21 protein-coding genes are annotated in these 24,038 nt (G+C 64.7%); 8 read left to right on the top strand and 13 right to left on the bottom strand.

Going from position 1 to position 24,038, the window contains the following annotated elements:
* Positions 1–114 precede the first annotated feature (114 nt).
* The 4 genes from kdsB (at position 115) to G3480_RS14625 (ending at position 2,877) form a co-directional block, all read left to right on the top strand.
* Positions 115–882 carry a 3-deoxy-manno-octulosonate cytidylyltransferase gene (kdsB, locus tag G3480_RS14640; RefSeq protein ID WP_164654629.1) on the top strand — a complete coding sequence of 256 codons (768 nt, stop codon included), beginning with the start codon at positions 115–117 and terminating at the stop codon, positions 880–882.
* 108 nt (positions 883–990) lie between these two features.
* Positions 991–1,392, top strand: a complete 402-nt coding sequence (locus tag G3480_RS14635) for an OsmC family protein (RefSeq protein WP_164654628.1) — start codon at positions 991–993, stop codon at positions 1,390–1,392.
* 453 nt (positions 1,393–1,845) lie between these two features.
* Entirely contained in the window at positions 1,846–2,142 is a 297-nt protein-coding gene (locus tag G3480_RS14630) for a hypothetical protein (protein ID WP_164654627.1), read from the top strand.
* A gap of 246 nt (positions 2,143–2,388) precedes the next feature.
* Positions 2,389–2,877 carry a low molecular weight protein-tyrosine-phosphatase gene (locus G3480_RS14625; RefSeq protein WP_164654641.1) on the top strand — a complete coding sequence of 163 codons (489 nt, stop codon included), beginning with the start codon at positions 2,389–2,391 and terminating at the stop codon, positions 2,875–2,877.
* Here the strand turns inward: G3480_RS14625 and G3480_RS14620 are convergent.
* From G3480_RS14620 to rne, 4 genes are all read right to left on the bottom strand, one after another.
* Positions 2,793–3,596, bottom strand: a complete 804-nt coding sequence (locus G3480_RS14620) for a DUF2334 domain-containing protein (protein ID WP_164654626.1) — start codon at positions 3,594–3,596, stop codon at positions 2,793–2,795. The genes G3480_RS14625 and G3480_RS14620 overlap by 85 nt on opposite strands.
* Complete coding sequence (locus G3480_RS14615) at positions 3,583–4,746, bottom strand: glycosyltransferase (protein ID WP_164654625.1); 1,164 nt, start codon at positions 4,744–4,746, stop codon at positions 3,583–3,585. Before G3480_RS14615 ends, G3480_RS14620 begins: the two co-directional genes overlap by 14 nt.
* Positions 4,747–4,899: 153 nt before the next feature.
* Entirely contained in the window at positions 4,900–6,117 is a 1,218-nt protein-coding gene (locus G3480_RS14610) for a sulfotransferase (RefSeq protein WP_164654624.1), read from the bottom strand.
* A 96-nt stretch (positions 6,118–6,213) separates the two neighbouring features.
* Positions 6,214–9,102 carry a ribonuclease E gene (rne, locus tag G3480_RS14605; RefSeq protein ID WP_164654623.1) on the bottom strand — a complete coding sequence of 963 codons (2,889 nt, stop codon included), beginning with the start codon at positions 9,100–9,102 and terminating at the stop codon, positions 6,214–6,216.
* 726 nt (positions 9,103–9,828) lie between these two features.
* On the opposite strand from rne, the gene G3480_RS14600 reads away from it, so the two are divergent.
* The 3 genes from G3480_RS14600 to G3480_RS14590 are packed head-to-tail and all read left to right on the top strand — an operon-like array spanning position 9,829 to position 12,490.
* Positions 9,829–10,755: an RluA family pseudouridine synthase gene (locus G3480_RS14600; RefSeq protein ID WP_338114144.1), complete on the top strand. Its 927-nt coding sequence runs from the start codon at positions 9,829–9,831 to the stop codon at positions 10,753–10,755.
* Complete coding sequence (locus G3480_RS14595; RefSeq protein WP_164654621.1) at positions 10,752–11,429, top strand: HAD-IA family hydrolase; 678 nt, start codon at positions 10,752–10,754, stop codon at positions 11,427–11,429. Before G3480_RS14600 ends, G3480_RS14595 begins: the two co-directional genes overlap by 4 nt.
* 53 nt (positions 11,430–11,482) lie before the next feature.
* Entirely contained in the window at positions 11,483–12,490 is a 1,008-nt protein-coding gene (locus tag G3480_RS14590; RefSeq protein ID WP_164654620.1) for a S49 family peptidase, read from the top strand.
* A gap of 20 nt (positions 12,491–12,510) precedes the next feature.
* Here the strand turns inward: G3480_RS14590 and G3480_RS27900 are convergent, their stop codons facing one another.
* From G3480_RS27900 to G3480_RS14550, 8 genes are all read right to left on the bottom strand, one after another.
* Positions 12,511–12,681, bottom strand: coding sequence for a hypothetical protein (locus G3480_RS27900; RefSeq protein WP_206171723.1), 171 nt, complete (start codon positions 12,679–12,681; stop codon positions 12,511–12,513).
* Between the two features lie 88 nt (positions 12,682–12,769).
* Positions 12,770–13,381 (bottom strand): hypothetical protein, encoded by a 612-nt coding sequence (locus tag G3480_RS14580; protein ID WP_338114143.1) that lies wholly within the window; start codon positions 13,379–13,381, stop codon positions 12,770–12,772.
* A gap of 95 nt (positions 13,382–13,476) precedes the next feature.
* Positions 13,477–14,928 carry a DUF294 nucleotidyltransferase-like domain-containing protein gene (locus tag G3480_RS14575; RefSeq protein ID WP_164654619.1) on the bottom strand — a complete coding sequence of 484 codons (1,452 nt, stop codon included), beginning with the start codon at positions 14,926–14,928 and terminating at the stop codon, positions 13,477–13,479.
* Positions 14,929–14,983: 55 nt separating this feature from the next.
* On the bottom strand, positions 14,984–15,358 hold the full coding sequence (locus G3480_RS14570) for a response regulator transcription factor (protein ID WP_164654618.1): 375 nt from the start codon (positions 15,356–15,358) through the stop codon (positions 14,984–14,986).
* 10 nt (positions 15,359–15,368) lie between these two features.
* Positions 15,369–18,110 (bottom strand): ATP-binding protein, encoded by a 2,742-nt coding sequence (locus G3480_RS14565; protein ID WP_164654617.1) that lies wholly within the window; start codon positions 18,108–18,110, stop codon positions 15,369–15,371.
* A gap of 9 nt (positions 18,111–18,119) precedes the next feature.
* Complete coding sequence (locus tag G3480_RS14560; RefSeq protein ID WP_164654616.1) at positions 18,120–18,320, bottom strand: hypothetical protein; 201 nt, start codon at positions 18,318–18,320, stop codon at positions 18,120–18,122.
* A gap of 361 nt (positions 18,321–18,681) precedes the next feature.
* Positions 18,682–18,864, bottom strand: a complete 183-nt coding sequence (locus G3480_RS14555) for a YgaP family membrane protein (protein WP_164654615.1) — start codon at positions 18,862–18,864, stop codon at positions 18,682–18,684.
* Between the two features lie 253 nt (positions 18,865–19,117).
* Positions 19,118–22,213, bottom strand: a complete 3,096-nt coding sequence (locus tag G3480_RS14550; RefSeq protein ID WP_164654614.1) for an error-prone DNA polymerase — start codon at positions 22,211–22,213, stop codon at positions 19,118–19,120.
* 310 nt (positions 22,214–22,523) lie between these two features.
* On the opposite strand from G3480_RS14550, the gene G3480_RS14545 reads away from it, so the two are divergent.
* Positions 22,524–23,075 carry a Uma2 family endonuclease gene (locus G3480_RS14545; protein ID WP_164654613.1) on the top strand — a complete coding sequence of 184 codons (552 nt, stop codon included), beginning with the start codon at positions 22,524–22,526 and terminating at the stop codon, positions 23,073–23,075.
* Positions 23,076–23,133: 58 nt separating this feature from the next.
* Here the strand turns inward: G3480_RS14545 and G3480_RS14540 are convergent, their stop codons facing one another.
* Positions 23,134–24,009, bottom strand: a complete 876-nt coding sequence (locus G3480_RS14540; protein WP_276611711.1) for a threonine/serine exporter family protein — start codon at positions 24,007–24,009, stop codon at positions 23,134–23,136.
* Positions 24,010–24,038 lie beyond the last annotated feature (29 nt).

The raw sequence follows: 24,038 nt of genomic DNA, 5'->3' as shown, positions 1-24,038 counted from the left end.
GAAAGTGTCCATCAATTGTTTCCCGATGCGAGCGATGCCGCCCGAAATCCCCCCTAGCCCCCCTTTGCGAAAGGGGGGAAGTTGTTGATGGACGCTTTCTAAGTGAGTTGAGACATGGATAAAGGGTTCAAGGTCCTGATTCCGGCGCGCTACGGCTCGACACGTCTGCCGGGCAAGCCGCTGCTGGAGATCGCCGGCAAACCGATGATCCAGCATGTGGTCGAGCGCGCCCGCGCGAGTGAGGCCGATGAGGTCGTGGTCGCCACCGACGATCAACGCATCCTCGATGCTTGCGCGGCGCTAGGCGTGACAGCGCTGCTGACGGATTCGGCCCACCGCAGCGGAACGGATCGTGTTGCCGAGGCCATGGAACGCTGCGGCTGGGGCGATGACACCGTCATCGTCAATCTTCAGGGCGATGAGCCTTGCATGCCATCGGCACTCATCAGCCAAGTCGCTGCCGAACTCGTGGCAGCGGATGGCGTCGGCATCGCGACGCTCGCCTGTCCGATCACGGAGAGTTCCGTGCTCTTCGATCCACATGCGGTCAAGGTGGTTACGAGCGCCGCCGGTCTGGCGCTCTATTTCTCGCGGGCACCCATCCCCTGGCATCGTGACGAGTTTCTCGGGGATCGGGCCAAGTTGCCGACTTCAGTGCGCTTCCTCAGACATATCGGCCTCTATGCCTATCGGGTCTCCTTTCTGCGGCGCTATGTCGCTTTCGAGCCGTCTCCCTTGGAGATCGCCGAGTCCTTGGAGCAGCTCAGGGCGCTGTGGCACGGGGAGCCGATTCGCGTTGGCATTGCGGCGGAGGAGCCGGGGCCTGGCGTCGATACTCGGGCCGATCTGGCGCGCGCGGCGGCCTACCTGGTCGGCACTTGAGCGCGTGGAGAGCCCGGCCGCTTGGAAAGCGGTAGGCTGGTTCATCGGAGCCAGAGCCTTCGAACCCAAGGAGATCAGTCGAACCGCAGCTTGCAGAGAGGATCGAAAATGGCGGAAACGATCGAAGTCAGTTTTCCCGGTGGACAGCGCGTCGACGCGGCGATTCGCGAATTCAACATTACGACCGACCAGTCGAAGGAGGCGGGCGGCGATCAATCCGCGCCTCAGCCCTATGACCTCTTTCTTAGCTCCATTGCCACCTGCGCGGGGATTTTCGCACTGAAGTTCTGTCAGAGTAGAAAGCTGTCGACGGATGGGCTGAAGCTCTGGATGGACTGGGAGCCGAACAAGTCGGACCCCTCGGCGTCGCGCATGGTGCTGCGGCTCCAGCTCCCAGAGGGGTTTCCCGAGAAATATCAGAACGGCATTCTCAAGGCGATGGATCTCTGCGCCGTCAAGCGGACCATCGAGCAGTTTCCCCAGTTTGAAAGCCGCATCGAGCAGGCCTAGCCTGATCGCCGATGCGCGAGCCTCAAGTGCTGCCGATGCCATCCCAAGCGGCCTTGGACGGGTGATTTTGCCGACAGTGCAAAAAAAACCCCGCAACTGCGGGGCGAATCACCACTGAGGAGGTCAGAGAACAGATCAAAGCATGAAGGAAACCTTGCTTTGTAAGCTTATAAGCAGATTCGGGGCCAGCTCGCTTTTCGACGTTTGAGGTTAATTTAATCAAAGGCTTGTATGAAATGGCGATCACCCTGGTCCCTTTCCTTCGCTGAGCGACGCACAGTTCAGGTTCCTGCGTTGGTAAAATGCACTAGCCTGGTGCGCATGGCCTGTGGGATTGGTCTTGCTTGTCTCCTTTGTGCAACAATTCTCCATCTACCCGCCGCCTTCGGCCAGGAGTCTCCGACCCTTTTCGACCGGCCGCGCCCGGATGTGACGGGCGGATCTTGGCTGCGCTTGGACCGTCCCGACCGGACGCCTCACCCCGGGGCAGCGCCGGATGCGTCGGGTCGATCGCGCAGTGCAGAGCGGCTTGGGGAGCAGACTCGCGATGCCAGCCTTGAGCGGGAGCAGCGCTTGGAGCGACAAGGCCTGCGTCGGGAGCGACGCTTGCAGCAGTCGACGCCCCTAGAAGTCGAGCAGCCCGGGGCCAGTGCGGCAGGCTATCGGGCGCGTCTCAGGTCACTCTCGACGCGCCAGGAACAGGCACGTGAGTCAAGTCAGCTGCGGCGCAAGCTGCGGTCGACACCCTGACGTCGATTGCGTCTCCGTGTGTGTGTCCTTGTGTGTGGTCTCGTTTTCCCGGACGGCGGGCAGTCCTGCTAAGGAAGCGCCCATCAACTGTTTCCCGATGTGAGCGATCCCGTCCGAAATCCCCCCTGGCCCCCCTTTGCGAAAGGGGGGAAGTTGTTGATGGTCACTTTCTAACCGCTATAGAAACCTGATGGCTCGCCTTATCCTGGTGCGCCTTTTGGATTTGGAGAGACGTTTTTTATGCCTATGAGCACAAGCGTAAGAGTCAAAGTCCTATTCGTTTGTATGGGAAATATCTGCAGATCGCCAACGGCACACGGCGTCTTTCGGCAAATGGTGAGGGAGGCGGGCTTGCTGGATCTCATCGAGATCGATTCCGCCGGGACTCACGCTTATCACACGGGTGAGCAGCCGGATCGGCGCGCCAGCGAGACCGCCGCCGAGCGCGGCATCGACATTAGCGACTTGCGCGCCAGACGCGCGCGGGCCGAGGACTTCCATCACTACGATTATGTTCTGGCGATGGACGAGGACAATCACGCGTGCCTGGCGGACCTCTGCCCGCCGGGGCAGGAGCACAAGCTGCGCCTCTTCATGGAGTTTGCGCCTGAACTGGGGATTCGTGAGGTGCCGGACCCTTATTACGGTGGTCAGCGCGGATTCGATCGGGTGTTCGACATGGTGGAGTCGGCCTCGCGCGGACTCCTGGACGATGTGAGCAGACGGTATCTCTGAGCGCCCGGCTGGTCGTCGACGGCGGAATAGTCTGCGTGCAGCCGGAATCGCTTGAGGTCGTTGCGCAGATCCTCGGCGAGGCGGAGGTCCAGGTCGTGCGGGTGGATGCCAATGCGCAGCCAGCCTCTGGTGCGGGAGCGGCGCCGATTGAAGCGATTCCACAGCCGAATAACGGGTGCGCGCCAAGCGCTGTCGGCCTCGTAGCCGAGCATTGGAATGGGGTGCAGGCGCCCGGTCTGGCCCGATAGAATCCCGGAGAAGATCTCGTATTGCAGGTAGGGAAGGGTGGCCAGTGCGTTGCGGGCAATCTGGCCCAAGGCCCAGGCCGGGGGGACATAGAGCGTGGGCGATTTCAGTCCCTGCTGACGAAACCAAGCGTGCGATCGGTGCATCAATGCCAAGATGCCATCGGCGTCGAGCGCTAGATGCTCAGCGACATTCCGCGAGATGAGGCTTGCGTGAAGGCGGTGCTTGAGGCCGCCGTAGCGCTCGACCCGATGGAGCCAGCCGTGCCCCGCCAGCTCGTAGCCTTGCGACTCGAAGCGCTTTAAGACGTCGATCTGCTCGGACGACCAGGTACGCCCGGGAACCACCAGGAGGGTGACGGCGCTGATCCCCTCGGCTTCTAGGAGCCTGAGGATGCGCTCGACTTGCGGCAGCGTCTCGGGCATGACGTCATGCACCGAGACCAATGCCCGTACTTGCTCAGCTTGTGGCATCGATTGAGCGTCCGAAGTCGCCGCGCAAGACGGCGATCCAATGATCGAGATTGCGCTGATTGAGTTCTATTGCGGCCTCGCGTGCGATCCGCGCCTTGCGTTCGCGCATCGCCGGGTCCAGATCGCGGAGCCGCGTCAAGGCGTCGGCCAAATGCTCGTCATTACGAATGGGGAAGATGCCGCGGCTGAGCATGTCCCAGCTCATGATGCCGCACGCCGAGGAGACCACGACGGGACGGGCCCGTGCCATGGCCTCCAGGGCAATGGTTCCGAAGGATTCGACGCGCGAAGGCAGCACCAGTGCATCGACGCTGTCGACGAGCGCCATGATGCGGGTGCGACTGACCCAGCCGATGAGATTGAGGTTCGGTAGGCCCCCGCACTGCTGCTCCAGCCAAGCCCTGAGTGGTCCGTCGCCGGCGATGACAAACTCCATCTCCGGCAGGCGCTGGGCGGCTTCCACGATGACCTCTAGATTCTTCTCTGGGGCAAGGCGACCAGCGAAGAGCACGCGCTTGACCTCCGTGCCTGCTCGAATTGCTGGGTAGTCCAAGAATCGCTTGGGGATGGGGGTTGCCATGAGGTCGGCCCGGCGTGCGCCAATCTCGCGCGCGACATCGACCATCTGTTGCGAATTGGCGAGTACGAGCTGACTGCGCTTGAAGAGCAAGCGATGACAGGTCCGCAAATAGGCGTTGGCGATGCGCGCCCGCAAGCCCCAGTCTTGGAACAGATCCGTCAGGGCTTCGAAATGCGTGTGAAAGCCGACCACCAGATTGACCCCCTGGCGTCCAGCGAGATACATGCCGAGCATGCCGTAAGGGCCTGGGGTGGGGACCACGATCACGGTGGGGCGCAGTCGGTTCAAACGCTTGCTCACCAGCGACCAAGAGGGAACGAGAATCTTCTGGGTCGGATCGCCGGGCAAGGGCAACTGCATGCCGCCGTGCCAGCGCTCGCCGTGATGGCGCGGTGCGATCAGCGCGACGCGGGCGCCGTTGGCCTTGAGATGGTCCGCGAGGTCACGGTAGTAGGCCCCGACCCCGTTACGCTCTGGCGCCGCGTCCGACACGATCGCCACACGCAGGCCCTGTGCGCTGCTCGGGGTGGGGCTTGTGATGCCGGTGTCAGTGCCTGAGAGATTCAGCATGAGTGCGCGGGCTCCATTGTCGACAAGCCGGAGTCTCTGAGTCGATACGAGCTTGAAGGCCGTTGCGAGGTTGCTGGGCTGCACTCGCATGGTGAGGATCTAAGGGGTTTGCCTCGGCTTTGGTGGATCTCGGCGCGCCCCCATGGGTTCGGCTCAGGTCACCAGCGCCTCGAGCTGCGCTCGCCTTGCCTTGGCCTCAGGTGCGCTCTCAAGTGCGATGGCGCGCTTGGAGAGCTTGGCGTAGAGGCCCCCAAGTCTCCGCTCGATCGCTTCCTGGGTCAGACCATATTGCTCAAGCGAATAACGATGGCCGCTGCGGTACTGCCGGCTGTGCGCTTCCTGGTGTGCCAATCGGCTGCGGAATTCAGTGCTCAGATCCAGTTCGAGCTGGTTGTAGATCCGTCCGATCGCAGCGCCAAGATCCTTCTTGAGCGTGCTCATGGTAACCCAAACGCAGCGGTTTTCGGGTGTCGTGCTGAAGGCTTGGTCGAGATTTCGGTAGTAGAAGCCGAGCTGCTCGGTCAGGCGTGATCGCAGGTCCGGCGCTTGCGAGAGGGCATCGAAAAAGCGGATGCCAGACTCGATCGAACTGAGCTGAGAGGGGATGGTCCTGGTGGGCTCGCGCAGGCAGATCATGAAGCGCGCATCCGGGAACCGGTCCCTGAGTGCATGTGCCAAGGGTGCGAAAGCGGCGTTCTTGGAGAGTAGGCGCTTGTCGGGCCCATGAACGTAAAGGTGGCGCTGCAGGGCGCGATGGTAGAAATGCATGAGGCGCTGCCGCTCGCCCTCGGGCATGTCGCGGTCAAAGGTGCCCATGTGCCAGACGAAGTCCGAGTGTGCGAACGGCAGGACCAGGATGAAGCAAGCGAGCGCGGGCATGAGCGCGAAGTAGTCTTCCTCCGGATCCCCGAGGCTCATGCGATGGACCTCGGCCATGCCGCCGAGCAGCTTCCCCTCCGACCAGTTCAGGAGCCTTCCCAAGGGCCTTCCGACCTTTGCGTCCAGCCATCCGACGCCGAGCCAGAAGCGTCGGGCCGTGACTGACAAGGCGAAGAAGCACTCCCAGGTGGAGAAGGTCGTGTACTGCTCGTCCTCCGCCAGAACGCGATGCAGATGGGTCGTGCCGCTGCGCGGGACGCCGAGGACGAACAGCGGGGCGCGGACCTCGACGCGTCGGTAGGCTGGAAAGAGGATCTCGTCGAGCAGAAAGCCGGCCCAGTGAAGGAGCTGGACGACGGCGAAGAGCGGCATGAAGGCCAAGAGGACCGTCAGGCGTTTCAGGCTGGCGCGGGATCCAGCCTTGCGAGGGACAAGCAGCCGGAATGCTAGGCTGAGGATGCGGACTTGGCTTTCGACGAAGAGTCTGAGCATGATGCGGAGGCTGCCAATAGGGGCTCGCGGGTTGGGCGGTCCGGCGCTCAGCGGGGCTCCTGATCGAGCCCCGCTGTCATCACTGGTGGTATCGGCTCAGCTGTCATCCGAGCTTGCGCTCGGGCCGCCTGTTGATGCGGCGATTGGCGGCTGGCTCTGCATTGGCTCAGGGGGTGCCGCGCGCGGCCGCTCGGCGGCTGGGGGCACGTCTTGCGAGGCCGGGGCATCCCCCCAGTCACGCTTGGTTTCAGGCCCGGGCAGCATCGGCATTGGCGATGCGCTGTCCGGCTCCCGCGTCGCACTCGGCGCTGGTGGCTCTTTCGGCTCAACGCTCGGCGGGGCTTGTGTCGTCGGGCGGTCCTGATCCAAGTCGTCTCGCCTCGGTGCGGCTTCTCGTGACGGCTTCGGGTTTTGCTCCCCAGCGACATCCTGAGTCCGCGCGCTCTCCGCTGCGGGCTTGCTTTCGCTTGGGGAGGCGGGCGCATCGCCAGAGGGTGAATGGCCTTGTGCTGCATCCGCCGACTGGGCGATGTCGCCGGAATCGCCGTTGGCCGCCGGCCGCCGACGGTTGCGTCCACCGCGGCGGCGGCGAGACGAGCGTGAGCGCTCGTTGCCGGGAGTGCCGCCAGCACCCTGGGTTCGTTCGGCATCAGCCTCCGCGCTGCTAGCGTCCGGCGCGGATGCCGTGTCCAGGCCGCTGTCCTCGGGACTTTCCGCTTGCGTCTGGCTGCGTCTGGGATCGTCGGCTCGGTTGGCGCGCTCCTGAGGCTTGCTGCGGGCGGAGTGAGCCGCTTGCGGCGCTTGCGAGTCGCTCTCCGTGGCAGCAGAACTCACGCCAGGATCGGATTGCCCTGCAGTTGATGCGCCGTTGCTGTCCGGGCGCTGAGTGCTGCTGCTCGAGCCTCTGCGTCCGCGTCCGCGCGTGCCGCCTCGGCGATTGCGGCTGTCTGCGGATCTCGGGCCGCGTGATGCCTCGTCGCCGCTGCTTGTGTCTGCGCTTGCATTGTCGCGGGGACTGCGTCCTGCTTCTGGGTTGCTCGCATCGGCCCCAGCGTTGGCGCGACCGCGCTCGGCGCGGGATGATGGCGCATGCCCATTGGTGCGCGATCTCCCCTCGCGGTCGCCGTTGCCGTTGCGTCCACTCGGACGGGCTGGCCCGCGTCCTTGACTGCGCTGAGCTGGAGGCCGGCTTGCGTCGGAGCTGGGCGCCGCGCTCATGGCGCTATCGTCCTGCGACTCTGGGGCTCGCGGCTGGAACAGGCCGGTCCAGATCCGCTTGAGGAGGCTCTCTGGTTCGCTACGCTCTGGCTCTCGACGAATGGCGACGGCGGGCGGTGGCGTGCGCTCGCGTGACGGCTGCGGTACGGGCGCGCTAGGCGTGACCTGCTTGACCGCTGGCTCTTCGACGCGCAGCGGCTGTCCCAGCTTGGCGTAGTGGGGTGCTTCGTCAGGGTTTCCCGGCGTTGCCATCTCGTAGCTGGGTAGCTCGTCCGCCTCATCCTTGTCCGAGTCTTGGGTGCGGACGCGCTCGATCTGGTACTCGGGGGTCAGGAGGTGCTCGTTGGGCAGGAGGAGGATCTCGACGTCTTGACGCTCCTCGATGTCCAAGATGGCGCGGCGTTTTTCGTTCAGCAGGAAGGTCGCGACGCTGACGGGGAGCTGCGCCAGGATGCGATGGGTGCTGTCCTTCATCGCCTCTTCTTCCACGACGCGAAGGATCGAGAGCGCAAGCGACTCGACGCCGCGAATGGTGCCCTGGCCCTTGCAGCGGGGACATGGTTGCTGGCTGGACTCGCCGAGCGATGGGCGCAAGCGCTGTCTAGACATCTCCAGCAGGCCGAAGCGTGAGATGCGCGCGATCTGGACGCGGGCACGATCCTGCTTCAGGGCCTCGCGCAGGCGGTTCTCGACCTCGCGCTGATTCTTCGGCGGGGTCATGTCGATGAAATCGATGACGAAGAGCCCGCCGAGGTCGCGCAGTCGCAGTTGACGGGCGATCTCGTCCGCCGCCTCGAGGTTGGTGTTGAGCGCCGTTTCCTCAATGTCGGCGCCCTTGGTGGCGCGCGCCGAGTTGATGTCGACGGAGGTCAGGGCCTCGGTATGATCGATGACGATCGAACCGCCGGAGGGCAGTCGAACCTCCCGCTGGAAGGCCGACTCGATCTGCGTCTCGATCTGGTAGCGCGTGAAGAGGGGGACTTCGTCTTGGTAGATGCGCAGTTTCTTGAGGTTCTGCGGCATGACCTGACGGATGAAATTCTCCGCGCGTTCGTAGACGGCCGGGTCGTCGATGACGATCTCACCGATATCCGCGCGCAGGTAGTCGCGGATCGAGCGGATGATGACATCGCTCTCCTGGTAGATGAGGAAGGAGGCCTTGCGGCTCTCGCTCGAGCTGACGATGGCCTTCCACAGCTGCAGCAGGTAGTTCAGATCCCACTGCAGCTCTTCGACGTTCTTGCCGACGCCAGCGGTGCGCACGATGAGTCCCATGTCCTCTGGGATCTCGAGCTGGCTCATGGCATCGCGCAGCTCACTGCGGTCCTGACCCTCGATGCGGCGGGAGACGCCGCCGGCGCGGGGGTTGTTGGGCATCAGCACCAGGTAGCGGCCGGCGAGTGAGATGAAGGTCGTCAGTGCCGCACCCTTGTTGCCGCGCTCTTCCTTGTCGATCTGAACGACGACCTCGCGGCCCTCGCGAACCGCTTCCTTGATACTGACGCGGGTACCCGGCTTGACGCTATCGGGCTCGAAATAGGAGCGGGCGATCTCCTTCAGCGGCAGAAAGCCGTGGCGCTCCGACCCGTATTCGACGAATGCCGCTTCCAGGCTTGGCTCGACCCGGGTGATGACGCCCTTGTAGATGTTGGCCTTTTTTTGCTCTCGCCCCGGGGACTCGATGTCGAGGTTGTAAAGCAACTGCCCGTCGACGGTCGCGACGCGCAACTCTTCCGGCTGAGTTGCGTTGATGAGCATTCTTTTCATGTTGTTCCTTCTTGCACACCACGGCGCGTAACCCGTGGCTTGGCGCCTCGCCGCAGCACGCTTAGGGGGCTGCGGTTGGCTGGGCGCGTCGCCCGTCAGCCCGGCGTGTCGCTCTCTCCAGGCGTCTGCATTGTCCGCTTCGCCGGCACGCGCTTGGGCGGGCTTTCTGCGGGCACGCGCACATTAATCATTGTTTACGGGTTCCTTGAGGGACCCGCGTCATTCGGACCTATCCCGCTTGGAGGGATGTCCGCTTTGGAGCGGCAGAGAAGTTGCCGGAGGCGCCTGTCCGCCTAGACGTGCGCCGCACGGGTAGGTCGCAGGGTGTAGAATTCTGCGTCGTTCGACCCGGCGAGCTTGTTGGAAGCACCTCGCGGCCCTCGGGCGGCATGGCCAAATTGATGGATGCCGGTATATGGGTCTGAGGGTCGCTCATGGCGCCCGGCTGACAGGTGTTGGACTCGAACCTCGGGAAACGCTCGCCGCTCCGGGAAAGATGTCTATTTCCACTGGCTAGCGCAAGCCGCTAATGTTAGCAGCGAAATTTCTAAGCAGCAATTGAGCCGCAAGCAGCTATTGACCACATACCGCAGGTCCGTCGCCAAATTGAAATCCTCAAGATCCGCGTTGAAGCCCAAGCTCAAGGCAAGGCCCCGCGCCCATTCACCATTCCCTTCCTCAGAAGACCATGGTGGGGGTGCTGTTAGCGCACCACAACAGGTTTGTGTGGATCAGGAGTCGGACGGGCAAAGAATCGACAACTTCTTGCTGCGCTTCGTAAAGGGCGTGCCGCGCAGCCACGTCTATCGCATCCTCCGTCGTGGTGAGGTCAGGGTCAACAAGGGCCGTGTGAAAGCCAATCATCGCGTGCGCCAGGGCGACATGGTGCGTATCCCTCCCATGCGACAGGCTGAGGCCGCCCCCGTCGGACGGGCCTCGGATGCGCATTTGGCTCAGCTCGGGACGGCCGTGCTCTATGAGGACGAGCGCCTGCTGGTGATCGACAAGCCCTCGGGGCTTGCCGTGCATGGGGGCAGCGGCTTGAGCTATGGGCTGATCGAGTCGCTCCGCCAGCTCAGACCAGGGCGCGAGCTGGAGCTGGTCCATCGGCTCGATCGCGAGACCTCTGGCTGTCTGGTCGTCAGTAAGCGCCGCAGCGCCTTGCGTGAGCTGCATCGCATCATTCGCGAGGGCGGCATGGGCAAGCGCTACCTTGCGCTCATGGTTGGCGAGCTGCCGCGTGCGGAGCTGTTGGTCGATGCGCCCTTGAAGAAGAACGTGCTCAGGAGCGGCGAGCGCCTGGTCGAAGTCGATAGCGCCGAGGGCAAGGAGGCGCGTACGCGATTTCGACGCCGGGAAAGATTCTGCTTTCAGGGGCAAGCCCTGACGCTGGTCGAGGCCGAGCTGCTGACGGGGCGAACCCATCAGATAAGGGTCCATGCGGCACACTTGGGTGCGCCACTGGCCGGAGATCCCAAATATGGGAATGAGACGATGAATCGGGCGCTCAAGGAGGCCGGGCTCAAGCGCTTGTTCCTGCACGCTTCAGCCCTAAGCTTCCGGCTCGGCGAGATGGTGCGCCCGCTGCGTGTGGAGGCCCCGCTGCCGGCAGCGCTGCAGGATGTCTTGGATGCTTTGGAGGCGACGACGTGAGATTCGAGCTGATCGTATTCGATTGGGACGGGACCCTGATGGACTCGGAGGCACGCATCGTGACCTGTCTTCAGTCCGCCTTCTTGGATTTGGAACTGACACCGCCTTCGGCCGAGGCGGCGCGCGATATCATCGGGCTCGGGCTCGACGAGGCCATGCAGCAACTCATGCCGTCCGCTGACGCAAGGCTGCGTGCCGAGCTGATCACAAGGTATCGGCGCCACTTCTTGGTGACGAACCAGACGCCCTCGGTGCTTTTCCCCGGGGCGCTGGAGGCGCTCAAGTGGGTGACGGAGCGCGGCTATCGACTTGCGGTGGCGACGGGCAAGAGCCGCATGGGGCTGGACAGGTCCTTGGCCGAGACGGGATTGGATACCCTTTTTCACGCGACGCGATGCGCGGATGAAACCTTTTCCAAGCCAAACCCTCAGATGTTGCTTGAGCTGATGGATGAACTCGGCGTGCGGCCGGCGCAGACGCTCATGGTCGGCGACACCGAATACGACCTGCAGATGGCGCGCAATGCCGGCGTGGCTTCACTAGCCGTTTGCTACGGGGTTCATTCCGCGGAACGCTTGCTGGCGCAGGCGCCCTTGGCGTGCCTGGACTCGCTTCATGTCCTGCCTGGCTGGCTCGATCAAGCGGAGGCTGATCGCCTCGCCGTAAGAATCTGACATCCCTACCCAATTTCGAGCATGGGCGCAGCGCGCCCGCGAGGAGCTTTAGCATGAAGTGGAGATTCTGGAAACGACCTGAGGAGCCGATGCCGGCCCCAGGCCAGCCCGACTGGGAGCGTGCGGTGCTCAATCGCATGGCGGGCGAATACCTGCACGATCAGCGCAGCCGGCGCCGTTGGGGGAATCTCTTCAAGCTGCTGATCCTGCTCTACCTCATCGGCTTGCTGGCACTGGCCAATCTGGGCAGCCTCAAGGGTATGGTGTCCTCGGATGAGGACCACACGGCGCTGATCGACATCAAGGGCGTGATCGCCCCGGAGTCGGCGGCCAGTGCGGACCGCGTGATCGGCGCGCTCAGGACCGCCTTCGAGTCGGACAAGGTCCAAGGCATCATCCTGCGCATCAACAGCCCCGGCGGGAGTCCAGTTCAAGCCGGCTATATCAACGATGAGATCAAACGGCTCAAGGCGAAGTACCAGGAAGAGCACGACAAGGATATGCCCGTCTATGCCGTCGCCGTCGACCTCTGCGCCTCCGGTGGTTACTACATCGCCGTCGGCGCCGATGCCATCTACGTCGACAAGGCCAGTCTGGTCGGCTCCATTGGGGTGCGGATCGACAGCTTCGGATTCCAGCAGGCGATGCACGACTTCGGGGTCGAGCGGCGGCTCCTGACTGCCGGCGACAACAAGGGCATTCTCGACCCCTTCTCGCCGCTGCCCGAGGCTCAGCGCCTCTTCGTCCAAGGCGTGCTCGACACCTTGCACCAGCAGTTCATCGCCGAGGTCAAGGCGGGGCGGGGCGACAAGCTGAAGGGCGGTGAGGAGATCTTCAGTGGACTCTTCTGGAGCGGACAGGAAGCGGTCGAGCTTGGTCTCGCCGACGGGCTTGGCAGCTCGAGCTCCGTGGCCCGCGAGATCATTGGTACCGAGACGCTCGTCGACTACACCAAAAAACGCGACCTGCTCGAATCCGTCGCCAAGCGGCTCGGGGCCAGCTTCGGGCTTGGTGTCTCGGAAAGCCTCAGCCTCTCGACGGGGCTCGGGCTGCCCCACTGAGTGCGGTTGCTTTTCAATCTCTAGCGAGGCTTCGCCTCAGACCGACGAGTCATGCCAACGGGATCGGGATCGGGATCGGGATCGGGATCGGGATCGGGATCGGGATCGGGATCGGGATCGGGATCGGGATCGGGATCGCTATCGTCGGTTCGATACCGATCCCGACGGCCTTGGATGGTCGGACGCTTCATCGAAATCTGACTCATCTGCAAGCATTTTGCGCCCTCAAGGATTCTAGGAACGGCGGCGTCGCGCCAAGGGCGCCGCTCCAGCGCGGGGCTACTTGGTCAGCGCCGCCTGGATGGCATCGAGGTCCAGGCGCTCTAAATAGGCTTCGATCGATGCGATGTCCTCGAGCTGGCTGCCCTGGCCCTGGATGACGAGTCGGTTGCCGACCATCAAGGTCACTTCGTAGTCCGTGGTATCGGCGGCGTGCTCGACCATGCCGCGATGCCCCTTGAAGGAATAGGTCTTCATGTCCTGGTTGCTCTGCATCACGAAGGGCATGGACATCGCCATGGTGAGCATGGGCATCATGGGCGAATCGGCCATGAGATTGAGTGTGACCTCGGCGCCATCCGCGCGCGCGTAGCGACGGCTCAGCGTGGTGCCGGTAATCATGGCCGCCATGCCCCCGCTCTGGGACTCCGGCGGATCGGCGGTCCAGCCGTCGAGCGCCTCGGGCAGCAGCTTGAGTAAGCTCTCCGTCATCTGTTCCTGAATCTTGGCGACGGCAAAGTTGAGCGTCTCCACGGCGCTGCGCAGCTCGCCTGATTCGTAGGCCTTCTTGGCGGTGTCGATCTGGTCGATGACCTCGTCGGCGCGGCTGACGTTGGTCAAGGTCAGGGCAGCCGCCAAGAGGCCTATTGTGGTTTGGTGCATCTTCTGCATGTTGCTGATCTCGCTCAGTGATGTGTTTGGGTGTTCGGATTCGCGCATTCCCCGGAAAGGCTGGTCATGATAACGCCCACGTCGGGCGGTGCTGCTCAGAGGCCGAATTCCTGGCGCAATCGCGTCTGGAGCTTACGCGCCTGCTTGAAGGATTCCTTGAGCATCAGCCGATGCAGCTCGTTGAGATCGCTGGGGTCGACCCGGTTGGCCGCGTCCTGATCCTTGGTTTGGAGCTGCTGGTTGATGCGGAAGCGCTGGATCAGATGGAAGGCCTCGATCTCGGCCGCGATGTCTTCGGGGCGGTGCTGGCGCTGCCCGCCCGTGGCGCGTAAGCGCTCGACCGTGCTGGTGGCCCAGATCCCGTCCTTGAGCGCCCAGATGCGTGCTGCGTCCATGAAATAGCGTGCGCCCTGCAGCTTGAGGTCGATGGTGTGGGGGAAATCGCGATTGCGGTCGAAGGTGAACTGGCCGGCCCAGCCGAGCGGCGGGCTGACGCCGAGCGACTGCTCCGCGAGGGCATGGAAGAAGCGCCCATGGCCGGGGGCTTCCTTGATCAGCCAGGCGCGCAGGCGGTCGACCGGCTCGCTGGTGCCGTAGAGGGGGCGGAAGTCGAAGAAGATGGTGCTCCTCAGCACGGCCTCCGGCTCCGGGACCCGCAGCCAGTTGGCGAAGCGCTGCTGCCACTCGGCCGCGCTTAGACACCATTCAGGGTTGCCGGCCATGATGTCGCCGCGGCAGCGCTCGAAGCCGCAATGGTGGAGCGCCTGGTTGACCGCTTGGGCGAAGGGCAGGAAGGCCTCGCGGATGGCGGAAGTCTGCTCGGCCTCGGGCGGCACGAACAGCAGGCCGTTGTCCTGGTCGGTCGAGAAGGTCTGCTCCAGGCGGCCCTCGGAGCCAAAGAGCATCCAGCACCAAGGCACGGGCGGCAGGTCGAATTCGTCCTCGATCAGCTCGATGATACGCATGCCGATGAGGTCGTTCAGACCGGACATCCACTGACAGAGTGACTCGACCGCCATGCCAGAATTGAAGAGTTCGGCGCCGCGTCGGCGCACGCGGTCCGCCGCCATCATCATGGCGTCGATGTCGCGGGCGGCGTTGATGCCCTCGATCAGCGCCTGACTTCCGCCCGCGCGCAGTCCGAGCAGGTCGGCTTGGCTGATCAGTCCGCAGAGACGCCCGTCCGGCTCGGTCAGCACCAGGTGGCTGATGCCTTTCTTCGCCATCTCGACGCGCGCGCGGTGGCTGGGGGCGTCGGCGGCTAGGCTGGGCGGTGCCCCGGTCATGTGTACGGCGACCGGGTCGTCCAGGCTTCCGTCCTCGAAGCTGACCACCTGCAGCATGTCTCTCAGCGTCACTAGGCCGAGTGGCAGACCGCTGTCGGGATCCGCGATCACCGCGGCGTCGGCGTCCTGCTGGCTGAAGTAGTAGAGCGTCTCGCGCAGCCGGGCGTCGGGCGCGACCACTAAGGGTTGGTGCTGGGCTAAGGTGCGCAGTGGCGCGGGCTCGGCTGCGTTTGCAGTGGCCTGGTTTTCGGTCTCGGTCATGGCAGGCCTCGCGCGTTGATCTGGGGTGGGGCGGGGGTCGCGTTGCGACCGCGGCTCAGTCGTTCCGCTCAAGCAGCTCCTTGACCTTCTCGACCAGGTCCCGCGTCGAGAAGGGCTTGGGCATGTAGGCATCCGCGCCAAGCGCCAGTCCCTTATTTTGCTCGGCCTCGCGCCCCTTGGCGGTGAGCATGAGAATCCGCGTCGCTGCCAGGTTTGCGTCTGCACGCACGGCCTCGAGCACGGCGAAGCCATCGAGCTTGGGCATCATGACATCCAGCACCACCAGGTCCGGCTTGTGCGTCTTGACGGCGGCGAGTCCGGCCTCCCCGTCCCGCGCGACGCGCACCTCGTGCCCCTCCCGCATCATGAGAAACTCCAAGGAGATGACGATGTTGGGCTCGTCGTCGACGATCAGGATGCGCTTGCTCATGGTCTCGCCTTCAGTCCGGTGTATTCGAGCGGTGAGCGGGAAGCTCGAAACAGAGATTAGCACCTTTTTGGGGCAGGTTTTCCGCCCAGATCTTGCCGCCTAGGTGGTCGATGATTTGGCGGCTGATGGGTAATCCAAGCCCAGTGCCCGCCGGCTTGGTGCCGCCGACCTTGGTCTGTCGGAATTTCTCGAACACCAGCTCCAGCGCCTCCTCTGGGATACCTGGGCCATTGTCCGCGACACAAAGATGCCAGCCATCGTCGGTGGCGCACAGACTGACGTCGATGCGGCCCGCTTCCGCCGCGGCGAACTTGGCGGCGTTCGACAGCAGGTTCATGAGCACCTGGATCAGCCGGTCGCGGTCGCCCCAGACGACGGCCGCTTGTTCCGGCAGCTCGAGGCCAAGCTGGATGCCGCGGTCCTGGATGAGCTGTTCCGTCGCCTCTGCTGCCTGCTCCACCACTTCTTGGAGTTCGACCGCCTCATTGCGCCAGTCGGCATGATCGGATTCGATCTTGGCGAGGTCGAGCACCTGGTTGACCAGACGCGAGAGCCGCTCGGTCTCGCTCACTAGGATGCCGAGGAAGCGCTTGCGCTGGTCGAGGTCGATCTCCGGGTCGTCATAGAGGATCTCGGAGAAGGCCCGAATGGAGGCAAGCGGGGTGCGCAGCTCGTGCGTGACGGAGGACATGAAGTCGTCCTTCAGCCGATCGAGCTCCTTAAGGCTCAGGTTGGCCGCGCGCAGCTCGGCGCTGGCGGCCTCCAGCGCGAGCGATTTCTGCTCGATCTCACGACTATAGGCGCGGATCTGGGATGCCTCGTCCAGGATATCCAGCACCTCGTCCAGGCCCAGGGCCTCTTCCTCGGTCACCGAGGCCACCATCAGGCGCGCCGAGGCGCCGCCGATGGCCCCGGACAGCAGTGTCTCCGCGAAGCTCACGGTTTGGCCGTCGGCCGGGAGGACGTCCAGGCTTGGGAGATCGCGTGAGCCCGCATAGTCGGTGAAGGCACGCCGGGTGCGCTCGACCCCCAGAAAGCGCTCCGCGAGCCGCATCAGCTCGGCGATGTCCGCGCTGCCGCGCCACAGGGGCGCGCTGGTCGGCTGTCGGTGACGCAGGGCGTCGACATAGGTTCGGGCTTGGGTCGCCTCGGTGGCGTTGGGCTCGCGCAAGGACGAGACGATCAAGAAGGCCCCCAGGTTGGCGACCAGGCTCCAGAAGAGCCCGTGGGTGATCGGGTTCCAGCCGGTCAGGCCAAAGAGCGCCATGGGTGCCAGGAAGTCCAGTCCGCCCGGGCCGGCTTCCATGAAGGCCGTCGGGAGCCAGCCGGATTTGGCGAAGGAAGGCAGCAGCAGGGTGTAGATCCACACCAGGAAGCCGGCCGAGAGTCCCGCCAGGGCACCCTCGCGCGTTCCACCGCGCCAATAGAGGCCGCCGATGACCGTGGGTGCGAGCTGAGCGATGGCCACGAAGCTGATCAAGCCGATGCTCACCAGCGCATAGGCCTCGCCGGCGAGTCGGTAGTAGAGATAGCCGAGCATGAGGATGCCGATGATGGCGCCACGCCGGATGTTGAGCAGCAGCCAGCCCAGATCCTCCGGGGCGCGACGGTGCCGCCAGTGCCGCATGAGGACGGGCAGGACCAGGTCGTTGCTCACCATGGTGGAGAGCGCGATGGTCTCGACGATGACCATGCCGGTGGCCGCCGAGAGGCCGCCGATGAAGACCAGGAGCGCCAGCCAAGGCTGTTCGAAGGCGATGGGGAGGGTGAGCATGAAGGTGTCGCCGTTCACCTCGCCATTGGGAAAGATGGCGAGTCCAGCGACGGCGATCGGGATCACGAAGAGGTTGATGATCAGCAGATAGAGCGGGAACAGCCACATGGCGCGCCGCAGATGGCGCTCGTCGCTGACCTCGACCACACCGACCTGAAACTGCCGCGGCAGCAGCATCACCGCCAGCCCGGCCAGGATGGTGATGGCGAGCCAGTCCTGGAAGGGCGAGATGCTCGGTTTGAGGAGCGGGTCAAGACGCGCGGCCTCTCTTGCCTGGTCGACGGCTTGGGGAAGCTCAGGTCCGCCGAGTCCGAGCAGCCCGAAGGTCACGAAGAGTCCGACGGCCATGAAGGCGAGCAGCTTGACGATGGACTCGAAGGCAATGGCGGCGACCAGACCCTCATGGCGCTCGCTGGCATCGAGCTGACGGGTGCCGAAGAGAATGGTGAAGGCCGCGAGCAGCAGGGCGATGACGAAGGCGGTGTCATGCCACAGCTGCAGGGTGGTCTGGTCCGGCATCTGCAGATCCGGATAGTGCTTGAGGATGGTGAAGCTCCAGGCGATGGCCTTGAGCTGCAGTGCAATATAGGGGACGACGCCGATGACGGCGATGACGGTGACCAGGCCGCCGAGCATCTGACTCTTGCCGTAGCGGGAGGCGATGAAATCGGCGATCGAGGTGATGCGCTCGGCCTTGCTCACCCGGATCATCTTGAGCATGACCGAGCCCCAGAGGAGCGCGATCAGGGTTGGCCCCAGATAGATCGGCAGGAAACCCAGGCCATTCTCGGTCGCGCGACCGACACTGCCATAGAAGGTCCAGGCCGTGCAGTAGACCGCGAGGGAAAGCGCATAGACGGTCGGATGCGCGATGACGGAGCGGCCCTGATCGGCGCGGCGGTCAGCCCAGTAGGCGATGGCGAAGAGTAGGCCGACGTAGGTGAAGGAAACACCGATGATGAGGGGGCCTGTGATCATGTGCGCGGCTCAGTCGGCACCGCGTGAAAGGAGCCAGGCGGCAAGGGCGATCACGGCGGCCCAAACCGCGAAGATGTAGAGCAAGAGGATCGGGATGCCAAGCCAGCGTCCGAAGGCCTCGAACTGCAGCACCAGCGGCGAGAACAGCAGCATCATCGCCGCCAGAAAGAGCGTAAGCATGCGTTGTCGCAGCAGCGTCGAACGGGGCATTGGCTGGCCTGGCTAGCGAGCGGCTTGATTCAGGACTCGTAGGGTTGAACCGCAAAGGCGCAAAGGACGCCAAGGGGCTCGGCGCAAGGGCGTCAACATGCGGCGCGTCTCGCGGACTTCAAATGAACTATGCCCCAGTATAGGCGTTGCCCAGGCAGGCGGGCGCCGATGTTTCAGTACCTTTGGCAGGGGATCAATGGGCTGGCATCGAGCCAGAAAACAAGCGCCATCAGATGCGGCGAAGCGCCGATGATCGAAGGATACTGCCCTGGAGGCTGGAGGCTGGAGGCTGGAGGCTGGAGGCTGGAGCATCCGGCCCCGGAGGGACCGGACGCGACGGAGGCACGGCTAACCGGCTTGCTTATGCCTTGTTGGTGTTCAGCTTCAGCAGGGTATAGGCCGGGCACCAGCTCATGAGGCCGGTCGCCAAGGGAAGGATGGCGATGGCGCCGAGCCAGTTCTGAGTGAAGACGCCCCAGCCGGCGAGAGCGAGACCGGCGACGATACGGATGGTGCGATCGAGACTGCCTACGTTCTTGTTCATGCTTGATTCCTGTTTGCTTGTAAGCCTATGACCGACCAGGCCCGGAGCGGACTGGTCTTGAAGGAGTGGGTGCAGACTAGCGGTATCCGCTGCCTTTCTCTGTGACTTTGTCACCGAGCGCGTCTGACAGGCTGTCGCTTGCCATTGAGCGGGCGCTCGTACTTCGGTCCGACCGACGAGCCGGTCGGTTCAGGAGAGAGGGTGTAGGGGGTTCGGGCGAGCGCGAAGTCCACCGAATCCCGCGCCGTCGTCTTCACTGAAAATCCCGACTCCGCGTCGGCTCCAGCCGGACATGGATCAGCGGTTGCGGATCCCAGAAGGACTCTGCGATCAGATGCAGAACCCCATCCTGGCGCTGGATACGGCCGGTGACGCCGAGGAAGTTGGTCGTCTTGATCAGCAGCCCGTAGCGCTCTAGCAGCTGATTCCAGACCACGACGTTGACGAAGCCGGTCTCGTCTTCCAGCGTCATGAAGAGCACGCCCGAGGCCGTGCCTGGGCGTTGGCGGCAGATGACCAGCCCGGCGTAGCGGGCGCGCTGGCCGTGACGCATCGCCTTGACCTGGGTGGCGTCCGGGAGGCGCTGCCCGCGCAGCTGTTCGCGCAGTGGACTGAGCGGATGGCCGAGGGTGCTGTGGAGACTGGTGCGGTAGTCCCAGTTGATGGTCTCGAAGTCGTCGAGCGGGGCGAAGGGCAGCTCAGGCGCCTGGGCGGTCAGTTCCAGCGGGACATCGGGCGTACTGGCTGAACCGGCGGCCTGCCAGAGTGCGGCGCGGCGGTCCTGCTCCAGGGAGCGCAGGGCGCCGGATTCGGCCAGACGCTCCATGACTCCGGCGTTGAGTCGGGTGCGCCTTGTCAGGTCCTCGACCGATTTGAACGGCTGCTTGGTCCGCTCCTTCGTCAGCCGCTCCCAATCCGCCTGTCCAACCCCTTTGATGAACTTCAGCCCCATGCGGATGGCATGTGGCGGTTGCGCGCTGGCGGTCGACTCAAGCCTGCAGTCCCAGTCGCTCTGCACCACGTCGACCGGACGCACCGCGATACCGTGGCGCTTGGCGTCCTCGATGATGGTCGCGGCCGCGTAGAAGCCCATCGGCAGGGCGTTGAGTAGGGCGCAGGCGAAGGCGTCCGGGTAGTGGCACTTCATCCAGGCGGTGGCGTAGGCGATGAGGGCGAAGCTGGCGGCATGGCTCTCGGGGAAGCCGTACTCGCCGAAGCCGCGGATCTGCTCGAAGACCTGCTCGGCAAAGGCGGCGTCGATGCCCTTGGCGATCATGCGCCGGATCAGCCGCTCGCGGTGGCGCTCGATGCGGCCGCTGTGGCGCCAGGCGGCCATGTCGCGCCTGAGCTGGTCGGCCTCACCTGGGGTATAGTCCGCCGCCACCATGGCGAGCCGGATCACCTGCTCCTGAAAGAGCGGGACGCCGAGCGTCTTCTTCAGCACCGGCTCCAGACTGGGGTGCGGATAGACGACCGGCTCCTGTCCCGCGCGTCGGCGCAGATAGGGGTGCACCATGCCACCGGTGATGGGGCCGGGGCGCACGATGCTGACCTCGATCACCAGGTCGTAGTAGGTGCGTGGCTTGAGCCGCGGCAGCATGGCCATCTGGGCACGGCTCTCGATCTGGAAGACGCCGAGGGTATCGGCCTGGCGGATCATCGCGAAGGTCGGCGCGTCATCCGGCGGGATGCTCGCCATGCCGATGTCCTGCCCGTAATGCGCGCGCAGCAGGTCGAAGCCCAGGTGCAGCTGATGCAGCGCGCCCAGTCCCAGCAGGTCGACCTTGAAGAGCCCGAGCGCCTCGATGTCGTCCTTGTCCCACTGGATCACCGTGCGGTCGGCCATGGCGCCGTTCTCGATCGGCACCAGGGTCGAGACCGGCTCCTGCCCGAGCAGGAAGCCGCCGGGGTGGATCGAGAGGTGACGCGGGAAGTCCAGGATCTCGGTCGAGAGCCGCATCAGGTGTTGGAAGACCGGCTGCTCCGGGTCGAGCCCGGCCTGGCTCAGTACCTGCGGCGAGACCGTGGCGCCATAGGGCGGCAGCAGCTTGGCGAGCCGGTCGAGCGCCGTCTCCGGCACGCCCAGCACCTTGCCGACGTCGCGCACCGCCGAGCGCCCCCGGTAGCGGATGACGTTGGCGACCATGGCGGCATGTTCACGGCCGTATTTCTTGAAGACGTGCTGGATGACATCCTCGCGGCGCGCGTGCTCGATGTCCAGATCGATGTCCGGCGGCTCGGCGCGCTCGCGCGAGAGGAAGCGCTCGAACAGCAGCCCCAGCCGCACCGGGTCCACGGCCGTGATTCCCAGGCAGTAGCAGACCGCCGAGTTGGCCGCTGAGCCGCGCCCCTGGCAGAGGATGCGCTCGCGGCGGCAGAACTGGACGATCTCCCACATGGTCAGGAAGTAGCCGCAGTAGTCCAGCTCGTCGATCAGCGCCAGCTCCCGGGCGAGCTGTCGGGCGACATCCTCCGGCACCTTGCCGTCGTAGCGTCGCCGCGCGCCCTTGAGGGTGAGCTGGCGCAGCCACTGCGACGAGGTCGAGCCGTCCGGCAGCGCCTCGGAGGGGTAGCGGTAGCGCAGGTCGTCCAGATTGAAGCGGCAGCGCTCGGCGATCTCCCGGGTGCGGGCGAGGGCGCTCGGATCGTCTTCGAACAGCCTGTCGAAGGCGAAGCGGGAGAGCAGGGCGTGCTCGGCGTTCGGCTTGATGCGCCGCCCGGCCTCGGAGAGCTGGATGCGGTGGCGGATGCAGGTCAGCACGTCCTGCAGCTCACGTCGGTGCGGCTGGTGGTAGAGCACCTCGGTCCCCGCGACCACCGGCAGCCGATAGCGCGCCGCACGCTGGCGCAGACGCGCCTCCAGCGCTGGCTCCTCGGCGCGGCGATGACGGGCCGCCAATGCATAGAGGCGGTCGCCGAAGGCCTCGCGCAGCTGATGGGCGACGAAGAAGGGATCCGCCTCGCCCGTGAGCAGCGAGCGCTCTCCGCCCCAGAGCGCGATCAGGTCTTCGGCATGCGCATAGACCTCCCGCCAGCCGACCCGGCTCTCGCCCTTGGGGCAGCGCCGGTGACCGATCGTCAGCAGCCGACAGAGATTGGCGTAGCCGGTGCGGCTCTGCGCCAGCAGAATCAGCGTCGAGCCGTCGTCGACCGAGACCTCCGCCCCCTGGATCAGCTGCACCCCCAGCTCACGCGCCTTGACGTGCGCCTCCACCAGCCCGGAAACGCCGTCGCGGTCGGTCAGCGCTAGCGCCGCCAGGCCGAGCGCCGCGCAGGTCTCCACCAGCTCCTCCGGGTGGCTCGCGCCTTCCAGGAAGGAGAAGTTGCTCTTGCACCAGAGGGGGATCATTCGGGGAGCCGCCAGCGTTCAGGTGAATTCCAGGAATCTCTCGACCAGGCGACGCACCCATCGGCAGGCTCGGACGCCTGCGCGATGGGCGTGCGCGGGCCGTCGGCGTCTTGGTCGACCCATCAGATCGATACCATACATTTGTATATAATAGCCGAGATCGGCGACGGCCGACGGACGGAAATAGAGGCGTTGAAGCCTGATGATCGCGATCCCCTGGGTGCCCCGCCTGACCGCGCCCGGCCCGATGGATTCGGCGGGCCGGTTGCGCGAATATGAGGGCGTATCAATCCATTGCCGGAGGCGCCCCATGGAGGCAGTGAAGCTCAAGACCCTGGATGATTTGCTCCTGTCCCCGGATGAGCGGGTGGAACTGATCGGCGGGGAGATCGTGCGTCGGCCGATGGCTCGCGCCACCCACGGCGCGGCGCAGGGCAACCTGCGCGGTGAGCTGCATCCGTTCAGCGGCCGTGGTGGTCCCGGCGGCGGCTGGTGGCTCGCGACCGAGGTCAGCGTCGCCTACGAGGTCCACGAGTGCCCGTCGCACGACCTCGCCGGCTGGCGCCGGGAGCGGCTGCCGCGACTTCCCGACGGCGTCATCGACCTACCCCCGGATTGGGTCTGCGAGATCGTCTCGCCCGGTCATGAGAAGAAAGACACCCAGGTTCTGCCGCTGCTGCTCAAGCGCCATCGCGTGCCTTACTACTGGCTGATCTGGCCCGAGGAGCGGATGTTGGTCGCCCACATGCTCAGCGAAGGCGACTGGCGCACGATCGCGACGCTTGAAGGCAGAGACCGCGCCCGTATTCCACCCTTCGACGCCATCGAGCTGGATCTGGACGCCCTGCTTGGCGGCGGGTGATGCGACCGGCTGGCATCACTAGGTTCCGCATGGGGCTGATGCCCCGTCCAGCTTTGAGTCACGCCCGCTTTGACCCCGGGAGCTGATCCTCGAAGGCCCAGACCCCATCGGTCAGCAGGCGGGCGAGTGCGAGTCCGGTGGCGATCCCGGCGATGATGAAGGTCGTCTCATAGGCGCTCGTCATCGCCTCCAGCGACATGCCCTGATTGGCATAGACCAGCGCGCGATAGGCCGTGGTTCCGGGGATCATGATCAGCACGGCGGGGACGGACAGCACGATCCGCGGGCACCGCAAGCGCGGCGAGACCCAATGGGCCAAGATCCCGACGAGCAGGGTGGCGCAGGGTGCGGCGGCCTGCAACGGGACATCGAACTCCACCAGCTGGAGACGCCCCAGATTGGCGATCGCCCCGATCAGGGCGGCGGCTAGGGCGATGCGCGGCGGGGTGTTGAAGATGGAGGCAAAGCCAAAAACCCCGCAGAAGCTCGCGATGAACTGGAGCGGTATCAGGTTCCAATCGGACAGTGTAAGTGCTGGCGCCGTCTGCGGGACCAGATCGAACAGGACGGTGACCACCCAGGCACCGACCGATGACACCGCGACGACCAGCAGCGCATAGGTCAGGCGCGAGATCCCCGCCGTGAGGTCCAGGCGTGCTAGATCCAATCCTGCCGTGATCAGCGGAAAGCCCGGGATCAAGAACAAGAGCGATGAGGTATAGCCCGCCTCGTGATGGGGGCTGGGATGGCCGGCCCAGATCAGCAGATCGGTGACACCGAAGTAGAAGAGACCGGCAAGGATACCGGCCACCAGGGTTCCGCCGAGCTGGTTCAGACGGCGACGGGCCATTGACGCGCGCAGGAATTGTCCCGATCCGGCGCCGGCTGCGTATTCCAGTGAAACCGGACACCCAGTCCGAAGGAAAGCGGACAGCCGTTCCGATCGAAGCCGGACAGTCAGTC

Source organism: Thiorhodococcus mannitoliphagus, assembly GCF_010915725.1.
Taxonomy (GTDB): domain Bacteria; phylum Pseudomonadota; class Gammaproteobacteria; order Chromatiales; family Chromatiaceae; genus Thiorhodococcus; species Thiorhodococcus mannitoliphagus.
This window is presented reverse-complemented; position numbering and strand designations above follow the sequence as displayed.